Below are 24779 nucleotides of genomic sequence, written 5' to 3' on the forward strand. Positions count from 1 at the left end.
AGAAACTAGGGGGGGAGGGGCATTACATAACTCACACCCCCAGCCATGCTCACTTACATAAGAGAAACAATAGAGTCCCAATCACGATTGGTGACCATGACAAATCTTGCTCGGCCTTGACTTTCCTTAGCCCATAACTCACCGATCATCCGGTCTTCCTTGGCCTTGTCCGTTGAGTAACGGTCACCGCCCTTATACTCAATAACTAGAATGGTGTCGTCGGGTAGTTTGCAGATAAAATCTGGCCAGAACTTCCCATCGGCTTTTTGTAGAAAGAAGGCACATGCAGGCTTACGATCCAGATTGCGAACCCAGAACTCAATATTACCTTTTCGAGCTTGATCATCTAGCCAGACGGCACATTCAAACTCTTCCTTACTATCAAAGTCTCCAATTTGACCATAGTAATGGCGGCGAAAATTTATATGGCCAAAGCGGTTATCGTAAACCCGATTAGGTGCATAGCCATAGGGAGGGAATTCAAATTCCATCCCCGACCCACCGACAACGACATCGACATTTTTATCGCTATCGAAAAGTGATTCTTGATACGCCTGTTTCACTGCACGTTGACGCAACTCACCAATACGTTGCTCAAGCATCTCACGCAGCGAGAACTTATGTGAATTCAGATACGCAAGATTCAGGGTATCAAGTTTCAAAAGCCCTTGGACCCAGCGAGTGACAAAGGCACGCTTGCTTTCATGCGTTAGCGTTTGGTCGGGTAAATTGCGACACAACCAAGCAGCTAGGTCGACATCATTGAAATGCTCTGGCTGATAGCTCATCGCTAGGTCATGTATCACCCCTTTCATGAAGTCGACATTTAGACGTCCCGCCTTGTCGTCGGCGTCAATCTTGCCGACCTCTGCAACACCTTTGCCTTCAAGACTTTTCTTCTGAGCCGACGTCGGATCGGCATCGTATAGTGAAATATCCCACGGATAGCTCAACACTTCAGGGTCATCGAAGAGCTGCAATTCTCCCTGAACGCGCAACCCCATTTGCGGCACGACTAACGGCTTACCCAATTCCGAAGGAGTCTGAAAATGCTCGACACTAGCTTGTGTTCGACTCTCTTCGACTGCCTGCACTACCGCTTCACGATCTTTGTCCGAGGCTACCGCCTGTGTCGCCGTTTCTGCATCGGCGTCGTCCAACGGTTGCTGGATAGTGAGCGTCTTGGTCTTGGGCTCCCATGCCACTTTATCGCCCAACTTGTTGAGATCACGCTTGGCGGGCTTACTCGTCAGCTTCACAGGGATCGGCGTGAAAGAGAAACGTGCCTTGAAACGCTCAAAATCGAGCGATGCCTGTTGCGGCTGTGTGGCTTCGACGAACTCCCGCGCTTCCCGGCGCTCGAACCCTGCCCCTTTGACCAAACTATCACGCAGGCTATCGGCAGTATCGCGGAAGCTGCGCGACACGACGTAGGCATAGGACTGGTTCAGCGCGCCATCCGGCCTGGCCTTCGCCTCTGGCTGACGTAGCACACGCCCTAGAAGCTGCTCCACCGCCGTCGAGGAATGCAGTTCCGCCATACTCACCAAGATATACGCCCATGGGCAGTCCCACCCTTCGGCCAAGGCCCGTTGCGTAATAACGAATGTCACTGGGCAATCAGGATCCATGATGCCTTTTTCATAGGTCTGTTCCAGCGCCTCCAGTTCCTTATATTCGCTAGTCGCTCGTGCGATGCATTCAACCGGGATCTGATGGTTGTCCTGCAACTCTTGCCATAGTGTTTCGACATCCAACGTCTCATGCCCCGAACGGCGTGGCTCAGCCTGAATCAATACGATCGGGCGAATGGGAGACGCCCCCTTGCGCCGTTCGGCATCGGCTCGCCCTTGCAACTCATCACGCCAGGCAATAGCTTGACTAAGACACTTTTGCCATTCCGGCTGGGTTTCCAGGCGGATTGGCAGCTTGATCATTTCCTCGGCTTTCAGCTCGGCGGCCCATACACTATGCAGCACATTACTGGGCGTGTGCGTGGTATCCGGCGTCGCGGTGAGTTCCAAAATACCGGAAGGGTTCAGGCGGCGAAGCGTTTCGAACCCCAACGTGGTGCGATTGTTGTGCGCCTCATCAACGATCACGAATGGACGGTGTAGGCGCAGCACATTGGCTAGAGAATATGGCACCGTGGTGCCATCCTCGCTACGGAGCAACTTTTCCTTCTGCTCAACCGCCAGATTGTCGAAATGCCCCATCAACGCGCCGCTCGACTCATAGACCTTGCGGCTTTCAGTTTCTTCAACTTGGAAGGCCTGCCGCGTACAAACAATGACCACCGTATTGCTGGAAAGGGTACCGGGCATCACGCTCTTCGCTTCATCAATATCCATGACCGTGACCGGTCCAGCATCACTCAGGGCAGCATGGTAGGGATGCCGAGGGTCCTTGAGTGCCTTGAGAGTCTGCTCACGAATGGCATTGGAAGGCACTAACCACAGCACTACGCTGTGGGAAACATGAAGCAAATGAGCATTCACCATGCTAATCGATCGTGCCGCTAGCCACGTCTTGCCGCCACCAGTCGGAATACGTAGGCAAAAATACGGCATCGCGGGGTTAAAACCCGCTAGAGGACGATAGGGAACTCCTTGTGCCCAAAGCGCTCTCGTTGTCTGATAAAACGCGGTATCCGCATCCCCCAGTTCCCGACAAGCCTTCAAGTAGGCCAGCAGTGAATCGAGTGCCTGCTGCTGATAGGATTTTGCAACGAATCCGGCCATGGTCCACCTGTTTATTGATCGAGGGCGTAGGGCGTTTGCTTGAAGACGATCTGTTCACGGCGCAGGCGCGAGGCTCCCAGACGACAGGCCGCCGCATAGAGAGTCTTGGGGCCATCATAAGCTGGCAGGCTATCCAGCACCGGGCTCGTCAGCACATTACCTCCATTGACGCTTTTGTCGCCCAGAATACCGTTGAACAGTAGATAAATGGCCTGCCCTTCATGAATACCGAGCAAAGGCGAGGTGAAACGTTTCTCCCCCGTTTTCTGGGGTGGCAATCCGGTGCCAGTTTCCTTGAACCAGACGAATTCTGCTAGTTGCTCGAACGTGACGTCATCACGTACCTGGCCGAAGGCATCGAACATCGGCTCATCACTCAGGCGGTAATAGCGAAAACCACCGCCAAGCCCCTCGATGGCATTGCCCTTATTATCAGCGTAGCCTTCCGAAACCCGGCGGACACGTTCCGCTGTGACGTTTTTTGCGATATTTTTATCCATTTCGACAAGGATAAATTTTCTATTCCCGCCATCCTCTGCGTTCTGTTTCAGCACTGCATGGGCAGTGGTTCCAGAACCTGAAAAAGAATCCATAACAATGGAATCTTTTCCTGTAGAAATCTGTACTATCCTCTGGATAAATGCCCTAGGCTTTGGTGTATCAAACGAGGACTCATTTGGAAATATAGACCTCATCTCATTTTTTGACGTCCTATTGCTTCCAACCTCCTTTTTCGTCCAAATGGTTCTTGGAACAAGATCTGAAACTTCATTCAAATATCTTTTTATACTCGGACGAGCATTCCCTTTTGGCCCCCACCAAACCCTACCTTCAGAATCTAAAGACTCCAGCTTCTCCTTCGATACACGCCAATATCTTCCTTTTGGAGGACAAAAAACACGCCCTGTTGGCCCAGTATATTCATACTCACCTTTTGAATACGGCTTATTTGCATAAGGGTCGCCTGGCAACCAAGGACCTTTAGGGTCATTGTCTGGATTTTTATAAATTGAATCCGCCTCCTCTGTTCTCGGAAGGCGTTTAGGAACCCATTTATCGCTTTTAGCATAAACAAGGACGTAGTCGTGATCAGTTGAGAAAAAACGAGCCGAATTTCTTGGTGAATCTGCTTTTTCCCATATCACATTTGCTATAAAATTATTAGCACCAAACAGCTCGTCTAACAGAAGCCTAACATTCCCCACTTCAACATCATCAACCGAAATAAAAATAGCTCCATCGTCACTCAGAAACTCTCTTAGCAGCTTGAGGCGCGGATACATCATACACAGCCATTTATCATGCCTTGAAAGGTCTTCACCCTCTTTTCCTACCGCCTCGTGCAACCACTGTCTAATTTCTGGGCTATTGACATTATCATTGTAAATCCAGCCTTCATTTCCAGTATTATAAGGCGGATCAATATAGATACATTTGATCTTACCCGCATAGCGTGGCAACAACGCCCTGAGGGCATGAAGATTATCCCCTTGGACGATCAGGTTACCGTTGTCCGCGTCGCCACCATCCAACTCGGGTACAGGTTCCAGCAGGCGATATGGCACCTTCTTATGATGAGTGACAACGGCATCTTTGCCGATCCAGTTGAGCGTGGGCATGGATTACCTGTGTTTCAAAATAGACTACAAAAGGCGGCCCTGCATCTCTAAACAGCGACTCGCCAACACATGACAAATAGCTTTATTTGTCACGATTGCGTTTAATATGTTTCTCAAGCGCTTCCAGGTCTTCTAGGTCTTCTGCATCCGCTTCCAAAGCTTCTGCCTGGCGGCGGTGAGCATCAAACTGGCCATAGCGTTCATGGACGATAACCTTGGCTCTTTGGGCACTGATAGTGCCGGCCCCGACCAATATAGGCCGTTCACTAAAGTTCAACAGGCGGTCAACATTACGGCGCCAGTAATCCAGTGTGAGATCTTTACGTTCCTTGGCACGCAACTCAGCCTGCTCCAAGAAGATCACCACCAGCCGGTTAAGCGTATCCACCTCATCAGCGGTCAGATAGTTTTTGGCTATTGTCACGTCCTGTTTGCGCACCCGCGCGCCTTGCCAAGAGGTCAGCGCCATGTTGGGCTCTTCTGGATTGGCACGATTCACGACGATTTCGGCCGCGGTCTGCTCAGTGACGGCATACAGCAGCTTATTCTGCACTTCAGCAAAGAAGCGATGAGCATCACTATCATCGGTGTGATAGTCACTGCTCAGGGTGAATAGATCGCGAACCTTCTGATAAAAGCGCTTTTCCGAGGCACGGATATCGCGTATACGTGCCAACAATTCATCGAAATAATCCCAACCACCCGGCTCTTTCAAACGCTCATCATCCATGACGAAGCCCTTGATCAGGTATTCGCTGAGGTTGGCTGTGGCCCATTGACGGAATTGCGTTCCTCGCGGCGAGCGCACCCGATACCCCACTGCCAAGATCATCGGCAGGCTATACCAGTTGACTTTATAACGCTTCCCATCAGAGGCAGTTGTCAAGGATTCCTTGACAACTGCCTCTCGAGATAACTCGCCTTCTTTCAATATGTTACGAACGTGCAAGCTTACATTCTGCTTCGACGTCGCAAACAGTTCGGCCAGCTCAGCCTGGGTCAGCCATACGCTCCCGTCCTCGGCGTGTAGATGTACCGCACTACGCCCATCATCGGTTCGGTAGAGGATCAGTTCACTGTTACCCATGAGCCCGCCCTATTGAGGTAGATACCAAAAGCCCGCCTTATTTGGCGGGCTTGATAGATTAGCAAAGCCTGGCTATCACTCCCACTCGATCGTCGCTGGCGGCTTGCTGCTCACGTCATAGGTCACGCGCGATACGCCGCTGATTTCATTGATGATCCGGTTCGAGACCTTCTCCAGCAGCTCGTAGGGCAGGTGCGCCCAGCGGGCGGTCATGAAGTCGATGGTCTCCACGGCGCGCAGGGCGATGACCCATTCGTAGCGGCGGCCGTCGCCGACCACGCCGACCGATTTCACCGGCAGGAACACGGCGAAGGCCTGGCTGGTCTTGTGGTACCAGTCGGCGTTGTGCAGTTCCTCGATGAAGATGGCGTCGGCCTCGCGGAGGATGTCGGCGTATTCCTTCTTCACCTCGCCGAGGATGCGCACGCCCAGGCCCGGCCCCGGGAAGGGGTGGCGGTAGACCATGTCGTAGGGCAGGCCGAGTTCCAGGCCGAGCTTGCGCACCTCGTCCTTGAACAGTTCACGCAGCGGCTCGACCAGCTTGAGCTTCATGGTCTCGGGCAGGCCGCCGACGTTGTGGTGCGACTTGATGACGTGGGCCTTGCCGGTCTTGCTGGCGGCGGATTCGATCACGTCCGGGTAGATGGTGCCCTGGGCGAGGAAGTCCACGCCGTCGATCTTGGCGGCTTCGCGGTCGAACACGTCGATGAAGGTGTTGCCGATGATCTTGCGCTTGGCTTCGGGGTCGTTTTCGCCTTCGAGCTTGCCAAGGAATTCGTCCTCGGCGTCGACGCGGATCACCCGCACGCCCATATGGCGGGCGAAGGTTTCCATCACGTGGTCGCCCTCGTCCTTGCGCAGCAGGCCGTTGTCGACGAACACGCAGGTCAGCTGGTCGCCGATCGCCTTGTGCAGCAGCGCCGCGACCACCGAGGAGTCCACGCCGCCGGAAAGGCCCAGCAGCACGTGGCGGTCGCCGACCTGTTCGCGCACCCGCTCGGACAGATCCTCGATGATCTGCGCCGGGGTCCACAGCCGCTCGGCCTGGCAGATCTCCAGCACGAAGCGCTCGAGGATGCGTTGACCCTGCAGGGTATGGGTCACCTCGGGGTGGAACTGCACGCCGTAGAAGCGCTTCTCGGCCCAGGTCATGGCGGCGATCGGGCAGCTCGGCGTGGAGGCGGTGACGCTGAACGCCTCGGGCGCCCGGGCGACCTTGTCGCCGTGGCTCATCCACACGTCGAGCAGCGCGCTGCCATCGTGGTCGACATGATCCTTGATGCCGCCGAGCAGGTCGTCGTCGCCCGCCACCTTGATCTGCGCGTAACCGAACTCGCGCTTGTTGGAGCCCTCGGTGGCGCCGCCCAACTGTTCGGCCATGGTCTGCATGCCGTAGCAGATGCCCAGCACCGGCAGGCCCAGCTCGAACACGCACTCGGGGGCGCGCGGCGAGCCCAGCTCGGAGACCGACTCCGGCCCCCCGGAGAGGATGATGCCGTTGGGGTTGTACTCGCGGATCTCGGCTTCGGTGATGTCGAAGGCGCGAACCTCGGAGTAGACGCCGATCTCGCGCACGCGACGGGCGATCAGCTGAGTGTACTGGGAGCCGAAGTCGAGGATCAGGATCTTGTGGGCGTGAATGTCGGTCATGAAAGCATCTCGTTGAAGCGCGGCGAAGCGAGGATGAAAGCGGAAAGAATGTGCTTGGCACCGGCGACACTGGCTGAGTGCCAGGCTAGGCGAAAACGGCCGAGGCAGCGCAGTTGACTTGGGGGGGTCAATGAGCATGCCGAGGCCGTTTTCAACAACGCATGGCGCCAGTCCAGTGGCGTCGGTCAGCCGGCGCGGTAGTTGGGGGCTTCTTTCGTAATCTGCACGTCGTGGACATGCGACTCGGCGAAACCGGCGCCGGTGATCTGCACGAACTGCGGCTTGGTGCGCATCTCCTCGACGTCGTGGCAGCCGGTGTAGCCCATCGAGGCACGCAGCCCGCCCATCAGCTGGTGGACGATGGCGCTCATCAGGCCCTTGTAGGGCACGCGGCCTTCGATGCCTTCCGGCACCAGCTTCTCGGCGCCTTCGGACTTGTCCTGGAAGTAGCGGTCGGCACTGCCCTGGCTCTGGGACATGGCGCCCATCGAGCCCATGCCGCGATAGGCCTTGTAGGTGCGGCCCTGGTAGAGCTCGACCTCGCCCGGGGCTTCCTCGGTGCCGGCCAGCAGGCCGCCGATCATCACCGTGCTGGCGCCGGCGGCGATCGCCTTGGCCAGGTCGCCGGAGAAGCGGATGCCGCCGTCGGCGATCAGCGGGATATCAAACGGCTTGAGCGCCTCGGCGACGTTGGAGACGGCGGTGATCTGCGGCACGCCGACACCGGCGACGATGCGCGTGGTGCAGATCGAGCCGGGGCCGATGCCCACCTTGACGGCGTCCGCGCCGGCCTCGGCCAGATCCCGGGCGGCTTCGGCGGTAGCGATGTTGCCGCCGATCACCTGCACCGCGGGGAAGTGTTCCTTCACCCAGCGCACCCGCTCGATCACGCCGCGGGAGTGGCCGTGGGCGGTATCCACCACCACCACGTCGACGCCGGCCTCGGCCAGTGCGGCGATGCGCTCGGCGGTCTCCGGGCCGGTACCCACCGCGGCGCCAACCAGCAGGCGGCCGTCGGCGTCCTTGGCGGCATGCGGGTAGGTGCGCGCCTTCTCGATGTCGCGCACGGTGACCAGGCCGCGCAGGCGGAAGGCGTCATCGACGATCAGGATCTTCTCGATGCGGTTTTCCTGCAGCTTGGCCTTGATGGCGTCGAGCGGCGTGCCCTCGGGCACGGTGACCAGCTTCTCGCGCGGGGTCATGATCGCCGCGACGTCGTCGCTGTGGTCGGGCTGGAAGCGCATGTCGCGCCCGGTGACGATGCCGACCAGGGTCTCCCCTTCCACCACCGGGAAGCCGGAGTAGCCGTACTCGTCGGCCATCGCCAGCAGGTCCTTGAGCTTGGCTTCGGGGCTGACGGTGACCGGGTCCTTGACGATGACGCTCTCGTGCTTCTTGACCTTGCGCACCTCGGCGGCCTGCGCGGTGATGGTCATGTTCTTGTGGATGATGCCGATGCCGCCTTCCTGGGCCATGGCGATGGCCAGGCGGCCTTCGGTGACGGTGTCCATGGCGGAAGAGACGAGCGGGATGTTGAGCGTGAGGTTGCGGGTCAGGCGGGATTTGAGGCTGACGTCCTTGGGCAGGACATCCGAGTAGCCGGGTACGAGTAATACGTCGTCGAACGTAAGAGCTTCTTGCGCCATACGTAGCATATCGGAATCACCCAATGAGCAGATTGTGGGGAGGGGAGAGAAGTTAATCGACCATTATAACGCTGCCCCATTCTCCTCTCAATGTAGCCTTGACTTGGCACAGTGCTGTCGCCAGGGGCCGATCCGGGGACAAGTCTGCAAGGGGGCGCTGTGATGCGGCGAAGGTGACATGACGGACACTGCATTCTCCCGCGGCACGCTGCCCTCCCCCGGAATGCTAGACTGCCCTTCCCGTTTCATCGTCAGCGAGGCCGCCATGCCGGAGACCGCCCCCGAGACCCTGTCGGTCAGCGAACTCAACCGCCGCGCGCGGATGCTGCTGGAGCGCGGCTTCGGCGAATGCTGGGTGGAGGGCGAGGTCTCGAGCCTGGCGCGGCCGGCCTCGGGGCATGTCTACTTCACTCTGAAGGATGACCGCGCCCAGGTGAAGTGCGCGCTGTTCCGCAACCGCGCCCGCTTCACCCCAGCGCTGAACAACGGCGACCGCGTGCGCCTGCGCGGCAAGGTCTCGCTGTTCGAGCCGCGCGGCGACTACCAGCTCATCGTCGAGGCGGCGCAACCCGCCGGCCAGGGGGATCTGCTCGCCGCCTTCGAACGCCTCAAGCACCGGCTCGCCGCCGAGGGCGTGTTCGCCAACCAGCGCCCGCTGCCCTGCCCGCCGCGGCATCTGGTGGCGATCACCTCGCCCACCGGCGCGGCGATCCGCGACGTGCTGGCGGTGATGGCGGCACGCTGGCCACTGGCACGGATCAGCGTGCTGCCGGTGCCGGTGCAGGGCAAGGCGGCGGCGCCGGCGATCATCCGCGCCCTGGCCCTGGCCAATGCCGACCCGCGCTTCGATGCCATCCTGGTGACCCGCGGCGGCGGCAGCCTGGAAGACCTGTGGGCGTTCAACGACGAGCATCTGGCCCGGGCGATCTTTCATTCGCGGCTGCCGGTGATGGCCGCAGTCGGGCATGAAGTCGATGTCACGCTCGCCGACTTCGCCGCCGACATGCGCGCCCCCACCCCGTCGGCGGCGGCCGAGCAGTTGGTACCGGACCAGCACGATCTGCGCCGGCGGCTGGCCACCCTGGCCCGGCGCCTGGCTCACGCCCAGCAGCGCCGCCTCGAGGCCGAGGCCCAGCGTCTCGATCATCTTCGCGCGCGACTGCGCCATCCCGGCGAACGACTGGCGGGCCAGCGTCAGCGCCTCGAGGCGCTCGACACCCGCCTGCAGCGTGCCCTGGCCCGGCGCCTCACCGAGGAGCGCCGGCGACTGGCAATGCTGCACCGCCGGCTGGGCGCGGCCGACCCATCACGCGACGTGGCCCAGGCACGGCAGCGGCTCGCCACGCTGGAGGCGCGTCTGCATGCCGTGATGCCACGGCAGCTGGAACGCCGCCGCGAGCAGCTGGCCGCACGGGTGCGCGAACTCCAGGCGGTCAGCCCGCTGGCGGTGCTGGGACGCGGCTATGCGATTCTCGAGAACGCCGAGGGCGAAGTGATCCGGCGCTCGCAGGACACCCGCCCCGGCGAGCGGCTCAAGGCGCGGCTCGGCGAGGGGCGGCTGAGTGTGGAGGTCAAGCGGCGCTATCGCTGACGCGCCGGCGTTCAGGCGCGACTGGCGGGCTCGGCGCCGGGCTTGAAGGCGCTGGGCTCCAGCGAGTGGCGGCCGAGCAGCTTGTAGAAGTCGGTGCGGTTGCGCCCGGCGATGCGCGCCGCCTGGGTGACGTTGCCCTCGGTGATCTTGAGCACCTTGACCAGATAGCTGCGCTCGAAGCCGGCGCGCGCCTCGTTGAACGAGGGCAGCGCGTTCTCCTCGGCGGCCAGCGCCTGGGCGACCAGCGCTTCGGGGATGATCGGCGCGCTGGTCAGCGCCACGCACTGCTCGACCACGTTGACCAGCTGGCGGACGTTGCCCGGCCAGGCACAGGAGGCGAGCAGGTTGAGCGCCTCGGAGGAGAAGCCCTTGACGAACGGCTTGTGGCGCTCGGCGGCCTGGGTGACCAGGTGCTTGGCGAGCAGCGGCACGTCCTCGGCGCGCTCCTTGAGCGGCGGCAGGCGCAGGTTGACGACGTTGAGGCGATAGTAGAGATCCTCGCGGAAGTCGCCGTCGGCCATCGCCCGGTCCAGATCGCGATGGGTCGCCGAGATGATGCGCACGTCGATGGGCACCGAGGTGGTGGAGCCCAGCGGGCGGATCTGGCGCTCCTGCAGCGCGCGCAGCAGCTTGACCTGCAGCGGCAGCGGCATGTCGCCGATCTCGTCGAGAAACAGTGTGCCGCCGTCGGCCGACTGGAACAGCCCCTGGTGCTGGCTGACCGCGCCGGTGAAGGCGCCCTTGGCATGGCCGAACAGCTCGCTTTCCAGCAGCTGCTCGGGCAGCGCGCCACAGTTGATGGCGACGAAGGGCTTGTCGGCCCGGCTGCTGGCCTTGTGAATGGCGTTGGCCAGCAGCTCCTTGCCCGAGCCGCTGGGCCCGGTGACCAGCACGCTGACGTCGGAGCCGGCGACCATCCGCGCCTGCTCGAGCACCGTTTCCATCTGCGGGCTGCGGGTGATGATCGCCGAGCGCCAGGCATCGTCGCCCTCGGCCGCCGGGCCGGGGGTCTGGCTCAGAGCATCGTCGATCGCCTTGAACAGCTCGTCACGGTCCACCGGCTTGGTCAGGAAGCTGAATACGCCCTGACGGGTGGCGCTCACCGCGTCGGGAATCGAGCCGTGAGCGGTGAGGATGATCACCGGCAGCCCCGGCATGCGCTTCTGCAACTGCTGAAAGAGCGCCATGCCGTCCATCTCGTCCATGCGCAGGTCCGACAGCACCAGGTCGGGCCGAGCATGCTCAAGGCACTCCAGCGCCTGGCGGCCGCTTTCCGCGGTGGTGACCCGGTACCCCCGGCTTTCCAGGCGCATTCCCAGCAGCCTCAACAGGCTGGCGTCATCGTCGACCAGCAGAACATGAGCCGCATGCTTCACGTCGTCACTCCTCGGCATTCGCGGCGCCAGCCCGCCCCGCTATCGTCGCTTTTCGTGGTCGGGACGCGGTTCACTGCTGGCGCGAATTGATACTTTCCTCGATCTCGGTCAGGGCATCGAGCTTCTTGGCCAGCGAGTCCCGCTCCCTGGCCAGGGCCTGACGCTGATGCTCGCTGTCGTCGATCTCCTCGACCAGCGAGCGACGCGCCTCGAGCCCGTTGAGCCACTGGCGCAGCAGCGGCTGCAGGCGGCTCGGCGCCATGGCCAGGTCGGCCTTGTAGAGCTCGGAGGCCGCCTTCCAGTCGCCCCGGCCACTCCAGGAGAACACCACGGCACGCGCCAGGCGGTCCCGGGTCGTGTCGCCGTCGACCTTCTCGAGGGTCTGGCGGCGCCACTCGGGTCCGCCACGCTGGGCGGCCAGGCCGAAGGCGACCCAGGCGTCCAGCAGGCAGGCCTGCTCCTCGAGAGTGGGGATGTCGGACAGGCACTGGGCATCATCGCTGGCGAAGGCAGTGGTGCGCTGCGGCAGCCACTGACAGCCCGACGCGACAAGCGTGAAGGCCAGCAGGCCGGCCACGAGAACGGGATGCTTCATGTAGTCAGTTCCTTGCAGATTCGGCAGCAGCCGTCAGGGGCGGCGGCAACTCTTCTTTATCGTTATCGGCGAGCGTCTCGGCGCTCCAGGGCAGGGTCAGGCGAAAGCACACGGCCAGCGGGTCAGTGTCGGCAAGTATCAGCTGGCCGTGCTGCGCCCGGGCGCAGTCCTGAGCCACCGACAGGCCGATGCCTGACCCCTTGAGCGCGCCCTTGCGCCGCGCCCGTCCCTGATAGAAGGCATCGAACAGCCGCGCCCGATCGTCGTCGGCGATCGGCTCGCCACTGTTGGCCACCTCGAGAATCAGCGATCGCCCCTGGCGAAAGGCGCGCAGCTCCAGCTCGCCACCATTCTCGCCATAGGCGATGGCATTGGAGACCAGATTATCAAGAATGCGCAGGGTCCGCTCGCGATCGGCGGACCAGTCCAGCGGTTCCTGGAAGGCACTCACCCGCATACCCTTCTTCTCCAGCGCCAGCTGGTGCTTGGCGAGCACTTCCTTGATCACCGTGGCGACGTCGAAGCGCTCGTTGCTCGCCCCCTGATTGTGCTGCAGAAGGTTATAGTCGAGCAGCTGCTCGATCAGGGTCTGCAGCTCCTCGCCGCTGGCGTCGATCAGCTCGACGATTTCCCGCTGGCGTGGCGTCAGCTCGCCGGCGATGTCGTCGCAGAGCAGCCCGGTGCCTTCGCGCACGCTGGCCAGCGGCGTCTTGAGCTCGTGGGACATGTGGCGCAGGAACTGCTGCTTCTGCGCTTCCAGTTCGTTGAGCCGCTGGGACAGCCAGTCGAGGCGGTCTCCCAGGCGCACCAGCTCGGCCGGCCCCTGGATCAGCTGGGCGGAGGGCGGCTCGAGGCCACTGCCCAGGCTGAGGATACGCCGCTCCAGCTGGCGGATGGGGCGAATGATCAGCCAGGTGAACAGCAGCATCAGCGCCAGGCTGGCCGAGACCAGCGCCGCCGTCTGCAGCCACAGGCGCTGCTGGACTTCGTCGGCCTGGTCGCTGATGGCGTCGATGCGCGCGTCGATCTGGAGGTTGGTGGCCTCGCGGACCGCGTCGGTGCGATCGGCGAAGCTGGCGAACTCGTCGAGACTGTCGCGGACTTCCTGCGGCGTCTTGCCGGGCAGTTCGGCCAGCGTCTGAATCTGATCCTGCAGGGCGGCGATGTCGGGGTTGTCGGGCAAAAGCCGTCGCTGGGCCTCGAGCAGCCGGGCGTACTCGTCGGCCTTGTCGGCGAAGATCTCCATCAGGCCGGGCTGTTCCACCACGGCGTACTGGCGGGCGCTGCGCTCCATCTCCACGGCCAGATTGGACAGGGTGCGAGCGCGACGCGTCTGGTCGACCGCCTCGCGGGCGCTGACATTGGCCAGCTGCGACAGCTCCGACATCCCCTCGCCCGCCTGAAACATCAGCACGGCAATCGGCAGCATCACGACCACGAAGGCCAGCAATACCAGCTGTAGCAGGGATCTGGGACGCCAGCGGCGAGAGACCTGAGAGGTCATGGAAACCGTTCTATGCAGAAAGAGGGCTAAAGTCATTCATTCTCTCCGCACAGCATAACAGACTTGCGCTTCGATAAGCTGGTCCGGGCCTTCGACCTGCAAAAAAAGAGGGCCGGCAGAGCCGGCCCAAGGTACGCAGGGAACTGAAGGGTCAAGTGAGTCCTCACCAAGGGCCGCCTGGCCGGACCTTCGCGAACACTCCGATCGGACTCCCAAGGAGTCCCGAAACCGTGAAACCGCTCTTGCGTCTGCCAGGGACAATGGTTCCACAGGGGCGGCGAACCGCCCGGTTTCGTCCGGTGGCGCGTCGCCGGAGCGGCGCGCCGTAATTGGGTCCCCCGTGACGGGGGAGCGGCTTCCTTGCCGTGGGGCGTCCTTGCCCTCTAGGTACCTATCCTTGCCAAATCGGCGGTACCGTCTCATCGCAACCTAAGTCACACATCGCGTGGAGCAGACGCTGCTGAGCTGACGGAGATAAGCTCTCGTTGGGCTCAGCCGGGAAGCGAATCGAGCCGTTTGAACCGCTTCCCGTTGCTCACCCTATAGATAGCGAAGGCCGTGCCACTTTTTTGACAAAGTCAATAAAATCAAAAACTTAAATTCTGCAAAAAACTGGCACGGCATGATTCGCCCCAAAAACCGGCCTGTTGGCCCGCCACTGGCATCGAAAAATGTTGCCACTTGGCGACACGATTTCGAGGCCCTTAAAAAATACCAATTAATTCAATAATTTAGAGTGTCGTCTTCTGGCAACATTCCAGGAAAGGCAGTCACTCTCAGGCGACACCGGGGCCGTGGCCCCGATCAGAAGCCCCGGCTGACGGGGCCGGCGAGAGCCGTCAATCAAGGGGCTTGAGGAGGATCTTGGACTTGCGTGCGTGGTTGTAGGCTTCACGACGCAACGGCGGCAGCGCGTCGATGTCGGCCAGGCGAAAGCCATGTTCGAAGAACCAGTGGGCGGTATGGGTGGTCAGGGCAAACAATGCCTGGATGCCCTTGCGACGGGCGCGACGCTCGACCTCGGCCAGCAGCAGCGCCCCCCGCGCCCCGCCCCGGTAGTCGCCGTGCACGGCGACGCAGGCCAGCTCGGCCATGGCCGCGTCGGCGAACGGGTGCAGCGCCGCGCAGCCGATGATCATGCCGTCGCGATCGATCACCAGATAATCGTCGATTTCGTGCTCCAGGCGCTCGCGGGAGCGTGCCACCAGCATGCCGCGCTCCTCCAGCGGGCGCAGCAGCTCGAGCAGCCCGGCGATATCGCCGAGTTCGGCGGGGCGCAGCTGTTCATAGCGGTGCTGGGTGATCATGGTGCCCACCCCGTCGCGAGTGAACAGTTCACCGATCAGGGCGTCGTGGTCGTGCCAGGAAACCAGGTGCGTGCGCGCCACGCCGTGGCGGGCGGCCTCGCAGGCCGCGGTCAGATGGCGGGCCATCTCGCTGCCCGGCGCCGCGGCACGCCGTAGCGAGGTGGCTTCGTCCGGCGTCAGTTGCCGCAACAGGGCACCGCTTTCATCGTGCAGGCCCTCGGCCTCGCCGAGCAGGATCAGCTTGTCGGCCTTCAGCGCCACGGCCGCCTGCTGGGCCACCTCCGCGGCGTCGAGATCGAAGACCTCGCCGGTGCTGGAAAAGCCCAGCGGCGGCAGGATGACCAGCGACCCCCGCTCGAGCAGCGCCTCAACGGCGGCGGCGCGCACCCGGCGCACCTCGCCGCTGTGGTCGAAGTCGACGCCCTCGCGCACGCCCAGCGGCTTGGCCATCACCAGGTTGCCGGAGACTGCGGTCAGCTCGACGCCATGCATCGGCGTGTTGGGCAGCCCCAGCGACAGCCGGGCCTCGAGCCACAGCCGCTGCTCGGCGGCCACGCGCTCGACGCAGCGCATGATCGGGGCATCGGCGACCCAGCGCCCGTCGTGGCGCACCGGTTCGATCCCCGCCTCGGCCAGCGCCGCGCCGACCTGCGGGCGGATGCCGTAGACCACCACCAGCCGCACCCCCAGGGTATGCAGCAGCGCCAGATCCTGGATCAGTTGCTCACCGCGCCCGTTGGCTACCGCCTCACCCTCGATGAGGATGACGAAGGTTCGGCCGCGATGTGCGTTGATGTAGGGCGAGGAATTGCGGAACCAGTCGACGAAGGGAAAGCGCGTCTGCACGGCCAGGGGAGCTCCGACGGAAGATGAGTGGCAGGAAGAGTGGGCCGCCGGTAGTGGCACGGGCCCGGTCCCTGACTATATCAGAGCCCATGAAAAGGCGGGACTCCCCGGAGGGAGCCCCACAGGGCAATTGTCGTTGCCATGACGAGGTGCGCCGGGGACAGGTCGAAGAGGGGGTCCTACGCCATGGATGGCGTAGGTAGCGCCCAGGGAAGGGTCCACAGCGCCCCCTCGCAGACCTGGCGACGGATCAGCCCCGTGTGCTGCGCCTATCTGCGATCGTTCTGAGGGAGCTGTCTGCATTGCCAACTCGCTGAAAGCCGTCAGACGCCGAACATGCCCTTGAGCATGAAGAAGAACAGGATCGCCAGCAGCGCGCCGGCCGGCAGCGTGATCAGCCACGACAGCACGATGGTGCTCAGCACGCGCAGGTTGAGCGCCGCCATGCCGCGGGCCAGTCCCACGCCGAGTACCGCGCCGACCAGGGTATGGGTCGTGGAGATCGGCAGCCCGGTCCCCGAGGCCAGCACCACCGTGGTGGCGGCGGCCAGGGTGGCGGCGAAGCCGCGACTGGGCGTGAGCTCGGTGATGCCGGTGCCCACGGTGGCGATCACCTTGTGGCCGTAGGTCACCAGGCCGACGACGATGCCGCCACCGCCCAGCACCAGCACCCACCAGGGCAGGGCCGCGGCCCCGCCGATATCGCCATTGGAGCCGACCACGCTGATCACCGCGGCCAGCGGGCCGACGGCGTTGGCGACGTCGTTGGAACCGTGGGCGAAGGCCATGGCACAGGCGGTGAACATCATCAGCACGCCGAACACCCGCTCGACGCTGGAGTAGCCGAAGCTGTCGCCGGCACGCTTCTTCTCGCGGTTGACGCGATTCTCCAGCAGGATGCCCAGCACCATGATCACCACCCCGATGGCCGCGGCGATCAGCAGACTCTGGCCGAAGCTCAGGTCGAGCCCCACGTGGGAGAGCCCCTTGACCAGGGTGACCATGGAAATCACGAAGCCCACCAGGAAGATGTAGGCCGGCACGTAACGCTTGGCGGCGGCGAAAGGATCGCGATTCTCGAAGATCAGTACCTGCACCGAGCGGAACAGCACATAGGCGATGGACCCGGCCAGCAGCGGCGACACCACCCAGCTGGCGGCGATCTGCCCCACCTTGCCCCAGCCGACCGAGTCGACGCCGAGGCCGGCGACGGCGAAACCGACGATCGCCCCGACGATGGAATGGGTGGTGGACACCGGCCAGCCCCGGGCCGAGGCGATCAGCAGCCACAACCCGGCAGCCAGCAGCGAGGCCAGCATGCCGTAGACCAGCAACTCGGGGCTTCCGGTCAGCAGGGAGGGGTCGATGATCCCCTTGCGGATGGTTTCGGTGACCTGGCCGCCGGCCAGCCAGGCGCCCAGGAACTCGAAGACCACCGCGATGATGATCGCCTGTCGGATGGTGATGGCCTTGGAACCGACCGAGGTCCCCATGGCGTTGGCCACGTCGTTGGCACCGACGCCCCAGGCCATGAAGAAACCGAAGACACAGGCGAGAATGATGAATACGTCGCCGTATTGCGCAATGATGGACATAGGCAGGACTGTTCTTGAGTGACGTGTCAAAGCCCGGGGCGAACGCCCGGGCTCAGCGTGCGGTGAGAATCTGCAGACGACTGCCGACGCGTTCGGCGCGATCGGCCAGATCGCCGATCCAGTCGATGATCTTGTAGAGGAACATCACATCCACCGGCGGCAGCTGACTTTCGAGATCGAACAGCTGGCGGCGAATGGTGATTTCCTGATCGTCGGCCTGATGCTCGAGCTCGTGCAGCTCGCGGATCAGGTTCTGCATCAGATCCGACACATTGCGACCGAAACCGGACTCGAGCAGATCCTCGAGTTCCTCCAGCGCCTTGCGCGCCTGATTCACGGTGGCCACCGCCGTGACCAGATACTCGCGCATCGGCACGGCCAGCGACTCGGGTACCTGCATGCGGCGCCCCAGCATGATGCCGGTGATGTCGCGGGCCTTGTTGGCGATCTTGTCCTGTACGCTGATCAGCTCCAGCAGATCGGAGCGCGAGACGGGCAGAAAGAGCGTGTTCGGCAGGTTGAGGCGCAGCTGGGTCTTGAGCACATCGGCCTCGTGCTCGAGGTCGGTGACCGCCTCGCGACACCGGGCTGCCGATTCCCAGTCACCGGCCTGGGCGGCGTCGAAGAACGGCAGCAGCTGAGCGGCACACTCGCTGGTCTTGACGATGTGCGCCAGCAGCGGTTGAAAAGGCGATCGCCCGAACAACGCGGAAAACGGGTTGGATGTCACCATGAAGGCATCATTCGTCGATTGGGTAATGGCGCGCCCAGTATAGTGACTCGCCATCCCAGCGTCATGAAAAATTCATCTTTGCCGAATCATGGAGATAGCACGATGCCGCAGGAAATCGAACTCAAGCTGGCCCTCGGCCCCGGTGCCGCCGAGGCGCTGCCCGCGCACCCGCGGCTGGCCGGGCTCGCCCCCGTGCGCGAGCACCTCGCCAACACCTACTACGATGCGCCCGCGGGGGATCTGGAACGCGCCCGGGTGGCCCTGCGCACCCGGCGCACGCCCGACCGCTGGCTGCAGACCCTGAAGACCGCCGGCCAGGGCTCCGGCGGGCTTTCCACCCGTGGCGAGTGGGAGTGGGAGATCCCCGGCCCGGCCCTGGACCGCGAGGGGCTGGCGACGCTGGAACCGATGCAGGCGCTGGGCGAGGAGATACGCCAGGCGCTGGAGCCCGGCTTCACCACCGACTTCGAGCGCACGAGCTGGTGGCTGGAGGGCCCCGAGGCCACCATCGAGGTCGCGCTGGACCGCGGCGAGGTCCGCGCCGGCGAGCGCCGCGCGCCCATCGAGGAGCTTGAACTGGAACTCAAGGCGGGGGAGCCAACAGCCCTGTGGCGCCTCGCCGAGGACATCGCCGACACCCTGGCGCTGCGCCCGGCCAATACCAGCAAGGCCGCCCGTGGCGCCGCCCTGCGCGACGGCCGCTGGCCGCTCGAGGATGGCCCGCTGCCCGGTGAGGCGGCAGCGCGCTTCGACCGGGCCATCACCGCCCTCGACGCCCTGGCCGACAGCGGCGAGAAGCGCTTCCTCGGCGTGGCCCGCACGGCACTGCAGAGCCTGGCCGACGATAACTCGCTGCCCGCTGGCCAGCGCGACGCGGCCCGGGAGCTCGCCACGGCACTCGACGCCACGCCCTGGCTGACCCCGGCCTTCGGCCGCCGCAGCCTGGCCCTGCTCGCCGCCCTGCACCGCCGCTGACTCGAGGAGACCCGCGTGCCTTCACTTCGTCCGGCCGGCGTCGGCCTGCGTACCCGGCTGTTCCAGATCATCTTCGAGTCCGACACGCGGCTCGCCAAGGGCTTCGACCTGCTGCTGATCGGCCTGATCCTGATCAGCGTGGCGGTGGTGATGCTCGACAGCGTGGCCGCCCTGCGCGCGCGTTACGGCGAGCTGTTCCACCTGCTCGAGTGGGGGTTCACCCTGGCCTTCACCACAGAGCTGGGGCTGCGCCTGTACTGTCTCGAGCGCCCGCTGCGCTATCTCAGGAGCTTCTACGGGGTCATCGACCTGCTGTCGATCCTGCCCACCTGGCTGAGCCTGCTGATCCCCGGCGCGCAGTCGCTGCTGGTGGTGCGCATCCTGCGCGTCCTGCGCCTGCTGCGGGTGCTGCGGCTGATGGAGTTCCTCGGCGAGGGCACGCTGCTGGTCCAGGCGCTTAGGCGCAGCAGCCGCAAGATCCTGCTGTTCTTCTCCACGGTGCTGATGCTGGTGACCATCTTCGGCTCGCTGATCTACCTGATCGAGCCCGCCGAGGCCGGCTTCACCAGCATTCCCAAGGCGTTGTACTGGGCGATCGTCACCCTGACCACGGTGGGCTACGGCGACATCACGCCGATCACGCCGATCGGCCAGTTCATCTCGGCGATGGTGATGGTGATGGGCTACGCGATCCTCGCCGTGCCCACCGGGGTGTTCTCGGCGGAGATGATCCGCTCGATCCGCGAACAGCATTACTCCGACGAGGCCTGCCCGGGCTGCGGCCACGAGGGGCACGAACGCGATGCACGCTACTGCCGGCGCTGCGGCACCTGGCTCGACGAGGAAACCGAGGACCCGCGCCACCACGAACGGGGCCGAGACCACTGAACGTCATTCAGGCCCCGGCATCTTCACCGCCGGGGCCGCCGTTGCGGCGGGCGAGGACTATTCGGTGAAGGGCGTGGTATCGCCGCGGCCTTCGCGGACGATGGTCGGCGGCAGATCGCGCAGGTCGACCACCGTGGTCGGCTCCAGCGAGCAGGCCCCGCCGTCGATGACCAGGTCGAGGTGGGCGCCGAAGCGCTCGCGAATCGCCTCCGGGTCGGTCATCGGCAGTTCCTCGCCGACCGGGATCAGGGTCACGCTCATCAGCGGCTCGCCCAGTGCCTGGAGCAGGGCGTGGGTGATGCGATGGTCGGGCACGCGCACGCCGATCGAGCGCCGCTTGGGATGCAGCAGCAGGCGCGGCACCTCGCTGGTGGCGTTGAGGATGAAGGTGTAGGGTCCGGGCGTGTGACTCTTCAGCAGGCGGAAGACGGCGTTGTCGACCTTGGCGTAGGTGCCGATCTCGGAAAGGTCCGAGCACACCAGGGTGAAGTTGTGCTTGTCGTCCAGCGAACGCAGCCACTTGATCGTCTCGATCGCCTTCTTGTCCCCCAGATGACAGCCCAGGGCATAGCCGGAATCCGTCGGATAGGCGATGACGCCACCGTCGCGGATGATCTTCAGCGCCTGATCGATCAGGCGCTTCTGCGGGTTTTCCGGATGAATCTGGAAGAATTGAGTCATGGCCCCTCCTTGCGGTGGTAATCGGCGCCCCTCGGCACGGGGACGCAGCGGCCGACGACGTCTCGGGCGTCAGCTTGGCACTGCCCGCCCGGCGAAGGCCGCCAGTGACGGATGATGCCACAGCGGCGTGACCGGCGTACGCGGGACGTCGCTCACCGTGCCCGGCGCGAGATGGCCGCCGGGAAAGTGGAAGTCGCTGCCCCGGGACGCCAGCAGGCCGCGCTCGGCGAGCTGGCGGGCCAGGTCGCGGGTCTCGTCGGGGTTCTGGAAGCCACTGAGCAGCTCCGCCCCTTCGCCGCCGGCCGTGGCGAAGTCGTCGAGCAGCAGGCCGCGCTTGCGTCGGGTCAGCTTGTAGCGTAGCGGATGCGCCAGCACCGCGACGCCGCGCGAGGCGCGGATCCAGCCCAGTGCCTCGCCGAGATAGGGCCAGTGCATCTTGACGTCGCCGCGCTTGCCGGCGCCCAGGTAGCGCTTGAAGGCGGCGGCGATATCCGGCACCACACCGGCCTCGACCAGCGCCCGGGCGAAGTCCGGCCGCCCCAGCGGACGCTGCTCGGTCACCCCGGCCCGGGCCCGCGCCAGGGCGTCGTCGAGCCCCACCGCCTCGAGCCGCCGGGCGATCTCGAGATTGCGCGCCTCGCGGGCCTCGGCCTGGGCGGCCAGCCCCTCGCACATGGGCGCCAGTGCGCCCTCGGGCAGATAGCCCAGCACGTGCACGGTGAGGCCCCGCCACTGCACGGACAGCTCGGCGCCGGGCAGCAGGGTCAGGCCCAGCCGCTCGGCGGCCGCCGCGGCTTCGGCCACGCCGGCCACGCTGTCGTGGTCGGTGAGGGCCACGTGGGTCAGCCCGCGCGACCGGCACAGGCTCATCAGCGCCTCGGGCGACAGCGCGCCGTCGGAGGCGGTGGAGTGCATGTGCAGATCGACGCCGGGGGCGGCGAGAGTATCGGGAAGCGGGATCATCGGCATGACGCCGTCGGGCGTCTTTGTCAGAATGGAGTCTCATGTTGCGGCCCCGCACCCCGCGGGTCAACGCCGCGCCCGTCAGGACCCTGCCATGAAACTGCTCTTCGAATTTTTGCCCATCGCGCTGTTCTTCGTGGTCTACCAGCTCAGCGGCGACATCGTGCTGGCCACGCTGGTGCTGATTCCGGCGAGTCTCGCCCAGGTGGGCTTCCAGTGGTGGCGCACCCGCCGGCTCGAGACCATGCAGCTGGTCACCCTGGGGCTGATCGTGGTGCTCGGCGGCGCCACGGTGGTGTTCAAGAACGCCGCCTTCATCCAGTGGAAGCCGACCGTGGTCAACGCCCTGTTCGCGGTGGCCTTCCTGGTGTCACCGTATTTCGGCGGCCAGCCGCTGGTCCAGCGCATGATGGGGCGCGCCATCGCCCTGCCCGCGGCGATCTGGCAGCGCCTCAACCTGGCCTGGGTGGTATTCTTCATCGCCATGGCGGTACTCAACGTCGTGGTCTTCAAGACCTTCGACGAGGCCACCTGGGTCGACTTCAAGCTGTTCGGCATGCTCGGCCTGACCCTGGCGTTCATTCTCGCCCAGGGGGTGTACCTGAGCCGCCATGCCGAGGCCGCGCCCGGCGGTCAGGACCGCTGAGGCGCCCGTCATTCCCAAGGAGACAAGCCAATCATGCTCTACGCCATCCTCAGTGAAGACGTCAAGGACAGCCTGGAAAAGCGCAAGGCCGCCCGCCCCGACCACCTCGCGCGCCTCGAGAAGCTGCGCGACGAAGGCCGCCTGGTGCTGGCCGGCCCGCATCCGGCGGTCGACGCCGAGGACCCGGCCGACGCCGGCTTCACCGGCAGCCTGGTGGTCGCCGAGTTCGACAGCCTCGCCGACGCCCAGGCCTGGGCCGATGCCGATCCATACATGATCGCCGGCGTCTACACCCGGGTCACCGTCAAGCCGTTCAAGAAGGTCCTGCCCTGACCGAGCGACCCCGGCCGGCCGCCCCGGCCGGCCGTGCCTGACCGGCCGTGCCTGACCGAGATCAGGCTTTGGCGATATCGCCCTTCCCGCCACTGGGCGCCCACCCGCTCCCGCCACTATGCTGACAGTCCCGCCCGCCACCCGCCGGAGACCGTCATGGCCGAAGCCCGTCCCGATGACACGCCCCCCGAAACGCTCGACCTCGGCAACAGCCACGCCGAGCCGCCCCGCCACCCGGTCGCCCCCTTCTCGCCTCTGGCCCTGCCGCCGCTGCCCGGGTACTACACGGCGCGGGCGCTGGACCGGGCCTTCAAGGCCAATCTGGCGCGGGTGACGCTGGGCATCAGCCCCGCGGGGCTGGCCAGCAGTTACGTCGAGTGGCTCAGCCATCTCGTGCTGTCGCCGGGCAAGCAGCTCGAGCTGCAGGAAAAGGCGATGCGCAAGTGGCTGCGCCTGGCGGTCCACGCCGGCCAGCTGGCCTCGAAGGGCCCCACCGCGCCCTGCATCGAGCCGCTGTCCCAGGACCACCGCTTCGATGACCCGGCCTGGGGGCAGTGGCCCTACACGCTGATCTATCAGGGCTTCCTGCTCAACCAGCAGTTCTGGCACAACGCCACCACCGACATCGACGGCCTCTCGCCCCACACCGAGCGGGTGGTGTCGTTCATCGCCCGGCAGATGCTCGACCGCTGGTCACCCTCCAACCTGCCGTGGATCAACCCCGAAATCACCCGTACCACCCTCGAACAGGGTGGCATGAACCTGGTGCGTGGCTGGCAGAATGCCGTCGAGGATGCCGAGCGCCGCTTCAGCACCCGGCCCCCGGTGGGTGCCGAGGACTTCCGCGTCGGCGAGAACCTGGCGATCACCCCCGGCAAGGTGGTCTATCGCAACCACCTGATCGAGCTGATCCAGTACACCCCGACCACGAAAACCGTGAAGGCCGAACCCGTGCTGTTCGTGCCCGCCTGGATCATGAAGTACTACATCCTCGACCTGTCGTCGGACAACTCGCTGGTGCGCTACCTGGTCGACCAGGGACACACGGTGTTCATGATCTCCTGGCGCAATCCGACCTCGGCGGATCGCGACCTGAGCATGGAGGACTACCGGCGCCTGGGGCCGATGGCCGCGCTGGACGTGATCGGCGCCATCGTGCCCGAGCGGCGTGTGCATGCGGTGGGCTACTGCCTGGGCGGCACCCTGATGTCGATCGCCGCGGCGGCGATGGCCCGCGACGGCGACGAGCGGCTGGCCTCGCTGACCACCCTGGCCACCCAGGTCGACTTCACCGAGGCCGGCGAGCTGATGCTGTTCATCAGCGACAGCGAGGTCGCCTACCTCGAGAACATGATGTGGGACCAGGGCTACCTGGCCGGCGACCAGATGGCCGGCGCCTTCCAGCTGCTGCGCTCCAACGACCTGATCTGGTCGCGGGTGGTGCACGACTACCTGCTCGGCGAGCGCCAGCCGATGAGCGACCTGATGGCCTGGAACGCCGACCTCACCCGCATGCCCTACCGCATGCATTCGGAGTACCTGCGCCGGCTGTTCCTGGGCAACGAACTGGCCGCCGGGCGCTACACGGTGGGCGGCCGGCCGGTGGCGATCAGCGACATCCGTGTGCCGATCTTCGCCGTGGGCACCCGCAAGGACCACGTCGCCCCCTGGCACTCGGTGTACAAGATCCATCTGCTGGGCGATGCCAGCGAGGTCACCTTCCTGCTCACCAGCGGCGGGCACAACGCCGGCATCATCAGCGAACCCGGGCACCCGCACCGGCGCTACCAGATGCACACCTATCGCGACGACGAGCCCTACGTCGACCCGGACACCTGGCGGCAGACCGTCGCCACTCGGGAAGGCTCGTGGTGGCCGGCCTGGCAGGCCTGGCTGGCGGCACGCTCCACCGGTGACGTCGCTCCGCCGACCCTCGGCGCCGAGGGTTATCCACCGCTGGCCGATGCCCCGGGCTGCTACGTCCGTCAGGCCTGATTACCGGG

19 protein-coding genes are annotated in these 24779 nt (G+C 64.2%); 6 read left to right on the forward strand and 13 right to left on the reverse strand.

Annotation, left to right across the window (positions count from 1 at the left end; translation table 11 throughout):
* Positions 1-53: 53 nt before the first annotated feature.
* The 5 genes from ACTCB7_RS10720 to guaB form a co-directional block, all read right to left on the reverse strand.
* Complete coding sequence (locus ACTCB7_RS10720; RefSeq protein WP_463006673.1) at positions 54-2741, reverse strand: DEAD/DEAH box helicase; 2688 nt, start codon at positions 2739-2741, stop codon at positions 54-56.
* An 11-nt stretch (positions 2742-2752) separates the two neighbouring features.
* The gene (locus ACTCB7_RS10725; RefSeq protein WP_463006674.1) at positions 2753-4360 is read right to left on the reverse strand and encodes a site-specific DNA-methyltransferase; all 1608 of its coding nucleotides are present in this window, start codon (positions 4358-4360) and stop codon (positions 2753-2755) included.
* An 82-nt stretch (positions 4361-4442) separates the two neighbouring features.
* Positions 4443-5447 carry a virulence RhuM family protein gene (locus ACTCB7_RS10730; protein ID WP_463006675.1) on the reverse strand — a complete coding sequence of 335 codons (1005 nt, stop codon included), beginning with the start codon at positions 5445-5447 and terminating at the stop codon, positions 4443-4445.
* 75 nt (positions 5448-5522) lie between these two features.
* Positions 5523-7097, reverse strand: a complete 1575-nt coding sequence (guaA, locus tag ACTCB7_RS10735; protein WP_463006676.1) for a glutamine-hydrolyzing GMP synthase — start codon at positions 7095-7097, stop codon at positions 5523-5525.
* Positions 7098-7282: 185 nt separating this feature from the next.
* Positions 7283-8752 carry an IMP dehydrogenase gene (gene guaB, locus ACTCB7_RS10740; protein ID WP_463006677.1) on the reverse strand — a complete coding sequence of 490 codons (1470 nt, stop codon included), beginning with the start codon at positions 8750-8752 and terminating at the stop codon, positions 7283-7285.
* Positions 8753-9008: 256 nt separating this feature from the next.
* On the opposite strand from guaB, the gene xseA reads away from it, so the two are divergent.
* Positions 9009-10334, forward strand: a complete 1326-nt coding sequence (gene xseA / locus ACTCB7_RS10745; protein ID WP_463006678.1) for an exodeoxyribonuclease VII large subunit — start codon at positions 9009-9011, stop codon at positions 10332-10334.
* An 11-nt stretch (positions 10335-10345) separates the two neighbouring features.
* Here the strand turns inward: xseA and glrR are convergent, their stop codons facing one another.
* The 6 genes from glrR to ACTCB7_RS10775 all read right to left on the reverse strand — a co-directional run bounded on the left by glrR (position 10346) and on the right by ACTCB7_RS10775 (position 18290).
* On the reverse strand, positions 10346-11728 hold the full coding sequence (gene glrR, locus ACTCB7_RS10750; RefSeq protein WP_463006679.1) for a two-component system response regulator GlrR: 1383 nt from the start codon (positions 11726-11728) through the stop codon (positions 10346-10348).
* A gap of 52 nt (positions 11729-11780) precedes the next feature.
* Entirely contained in the window at positions 11781-12305 is a 525-nt protein-coding gene (locus ACTCB7_RS10755; protein WP_163649781.1) for a hypothetical protein, read from the reverse strand.
* A gap of 4 nt (positions 12306-12309) precedes the next feature.
* Positions 12310-13809, reverse strand: a complete 1500-nt coding sequence (locus tag ACTCB7_RS10760; RefSeq protein WP_463006680.1) for a sensor histidine kinase — start codon at positions 13807-13809, stop codon at positions 12310-12312.
* Between the two features lie 839 nt (positions 13810-14648).
* Positions 14649-15962, reverse strand: coding sequence for an amino-acid N-acetyltransferase (gene argA, locus ACTCB7_RS10765; protein ID WP_463006681.1), 1314 nt, complete (start codon positions 15960-15962; stop codon positions 14649-14651).
* Positions 15963-16285: 323 nt separating this feature from the next.
* Positions 16286-17557 carry an inorganic phosphate transporter gene (locus ACTCB7_RS10770; RefSeq protein ID WP_224420102.1) on the reverse strand — a complete coding sequence of 424 codons (1272 nt, stop codon included), beginning with the start codon at positions 17555-17557 and terminating at the stop codon, positions 16286-16288.
* A gap of 52 nt (positions 17558-17609) precedes the next feature.
* Positions 17610-18290, reverse strand: coding sequence for a TIGR00153 family protein (locus tag ACTCB7_RS10775; RefSeq protein WP_163649777.1), 681 nt, complete (start codon positions 18288-18290; stop codon positions 17610-17612).
* Between the two features lie 102 nt (positions 18291-18392).
* On the opposite strand from ACTCB7_RS10775, the gene ACTCB7_RS10780 reads away from it, so the two are divergent.
* Together ACTCB7_RS10780 and ACTCB7_RS10785 are read left to right on the forward strand one after the other, a co-directional pair.
* Positions 18393-19265: a CYTH domain-containing protein gene (locus ACTCB7_RS10780; RefSeq protein ID WP_463006682.1), complete on the forward strand. Its 873-nt coding sequence runs from the start codon at positions 18393-18395 to the stop codon at positions 19263-19265.
* 15 nt (positions 19266-19280) lie between these two features.
* On the forward strand, positions 19281-20153 hold the full coding sequence (locus ACTCB7_RS10785) for an ion transporter (protein ID WP_463006683.1): 873 nt from the start codon (positions 19281-19283) through the stop codon (positions 20151-20153).
* A 57-nt stretch (positions 20154-20210) separates the two neighbouring features.
* Here the strand turns inward: ACTCB7_RS10785 and ACTCB7_RS10790 are convergent, their stop codons facing one another.
* Both ACTCB7_RS10790 and ACTCB7_RS10795 read right to left on the reverse strand, forming a co-directional pair.
* Positions 20211-20834 (reverse strand): L-threonylcarbamoyladenylate synthase, encoded by a 624-nt coding sequence (locus ACTCB7_RS10790; RefSeq protein ID WP_463006684.1) that lies wholly within the window; start codon positions 20832-20834, stop codon positions 20211-20213.
* A gap of 69 nt (positions 20835-20903) precedes the next feature.
* The gene (locus ACTCB7_RS10795) at positions 20904-21803 is read right to left on the reverse strand and encodes a PHP domain-containing protein (protein WP_463006685.1); all 900 of its coding nucleotides are present in this window, start codon (positions 21801-21803) and stop codon (positions 20904-20906) included.
* An 88-nt stretch (positions 21804-21891) separates the two neighbouring features.
* Here ACTCB7_RS10795 and ACTCB7_RS10800 point away from each other — a divergent pair, with 88 nt between their 5' ends.
* The 3 genes from ACTCB7_RS10800 (at position 21892) to ACTCB7_RS10810 (ending at position 24771) form a co-directional block, all read left to right on the forward strand.
* Positions 21892-22443, forward strand: a complete 552-nt coding sequence (locus ACTCB7_RS10800; RefSeq protein ID WP_163649772.1) for a septation protein A — start codon at positions 21892-21894, stop codon at positions 22441-22443.
* 33 nt (positions 22444-22476) lie between these two features.
* Positions 22477-22776: a YciI family protein gene (locus ACTCB7_RS10805; RefSeq protein ID WP_163649771.1), complete on the forward strand. Its 300-nt coding sequence runs from the start codon at positions 22477-22479 to the stop codon at positions 22774-22776.
* 156 nt (positions 22777-22932) lie between these two features.
* Positions 22933-24771 (forward strand): PHA/PHB synthase family protein, encoded by a 1839-nt coding sequence (locus ACTCB7_RS10810; protein WP_463006686.1) that lies wholly within the window; start codon positions 22933-22935, stop codon positions 24769-24771.
* The last annotated feature ends 8 nt before the right edge of the window (positions 24772-24779 follow it).

Source organism: Modicisalibacter sp., assembly GCF_055145905.1.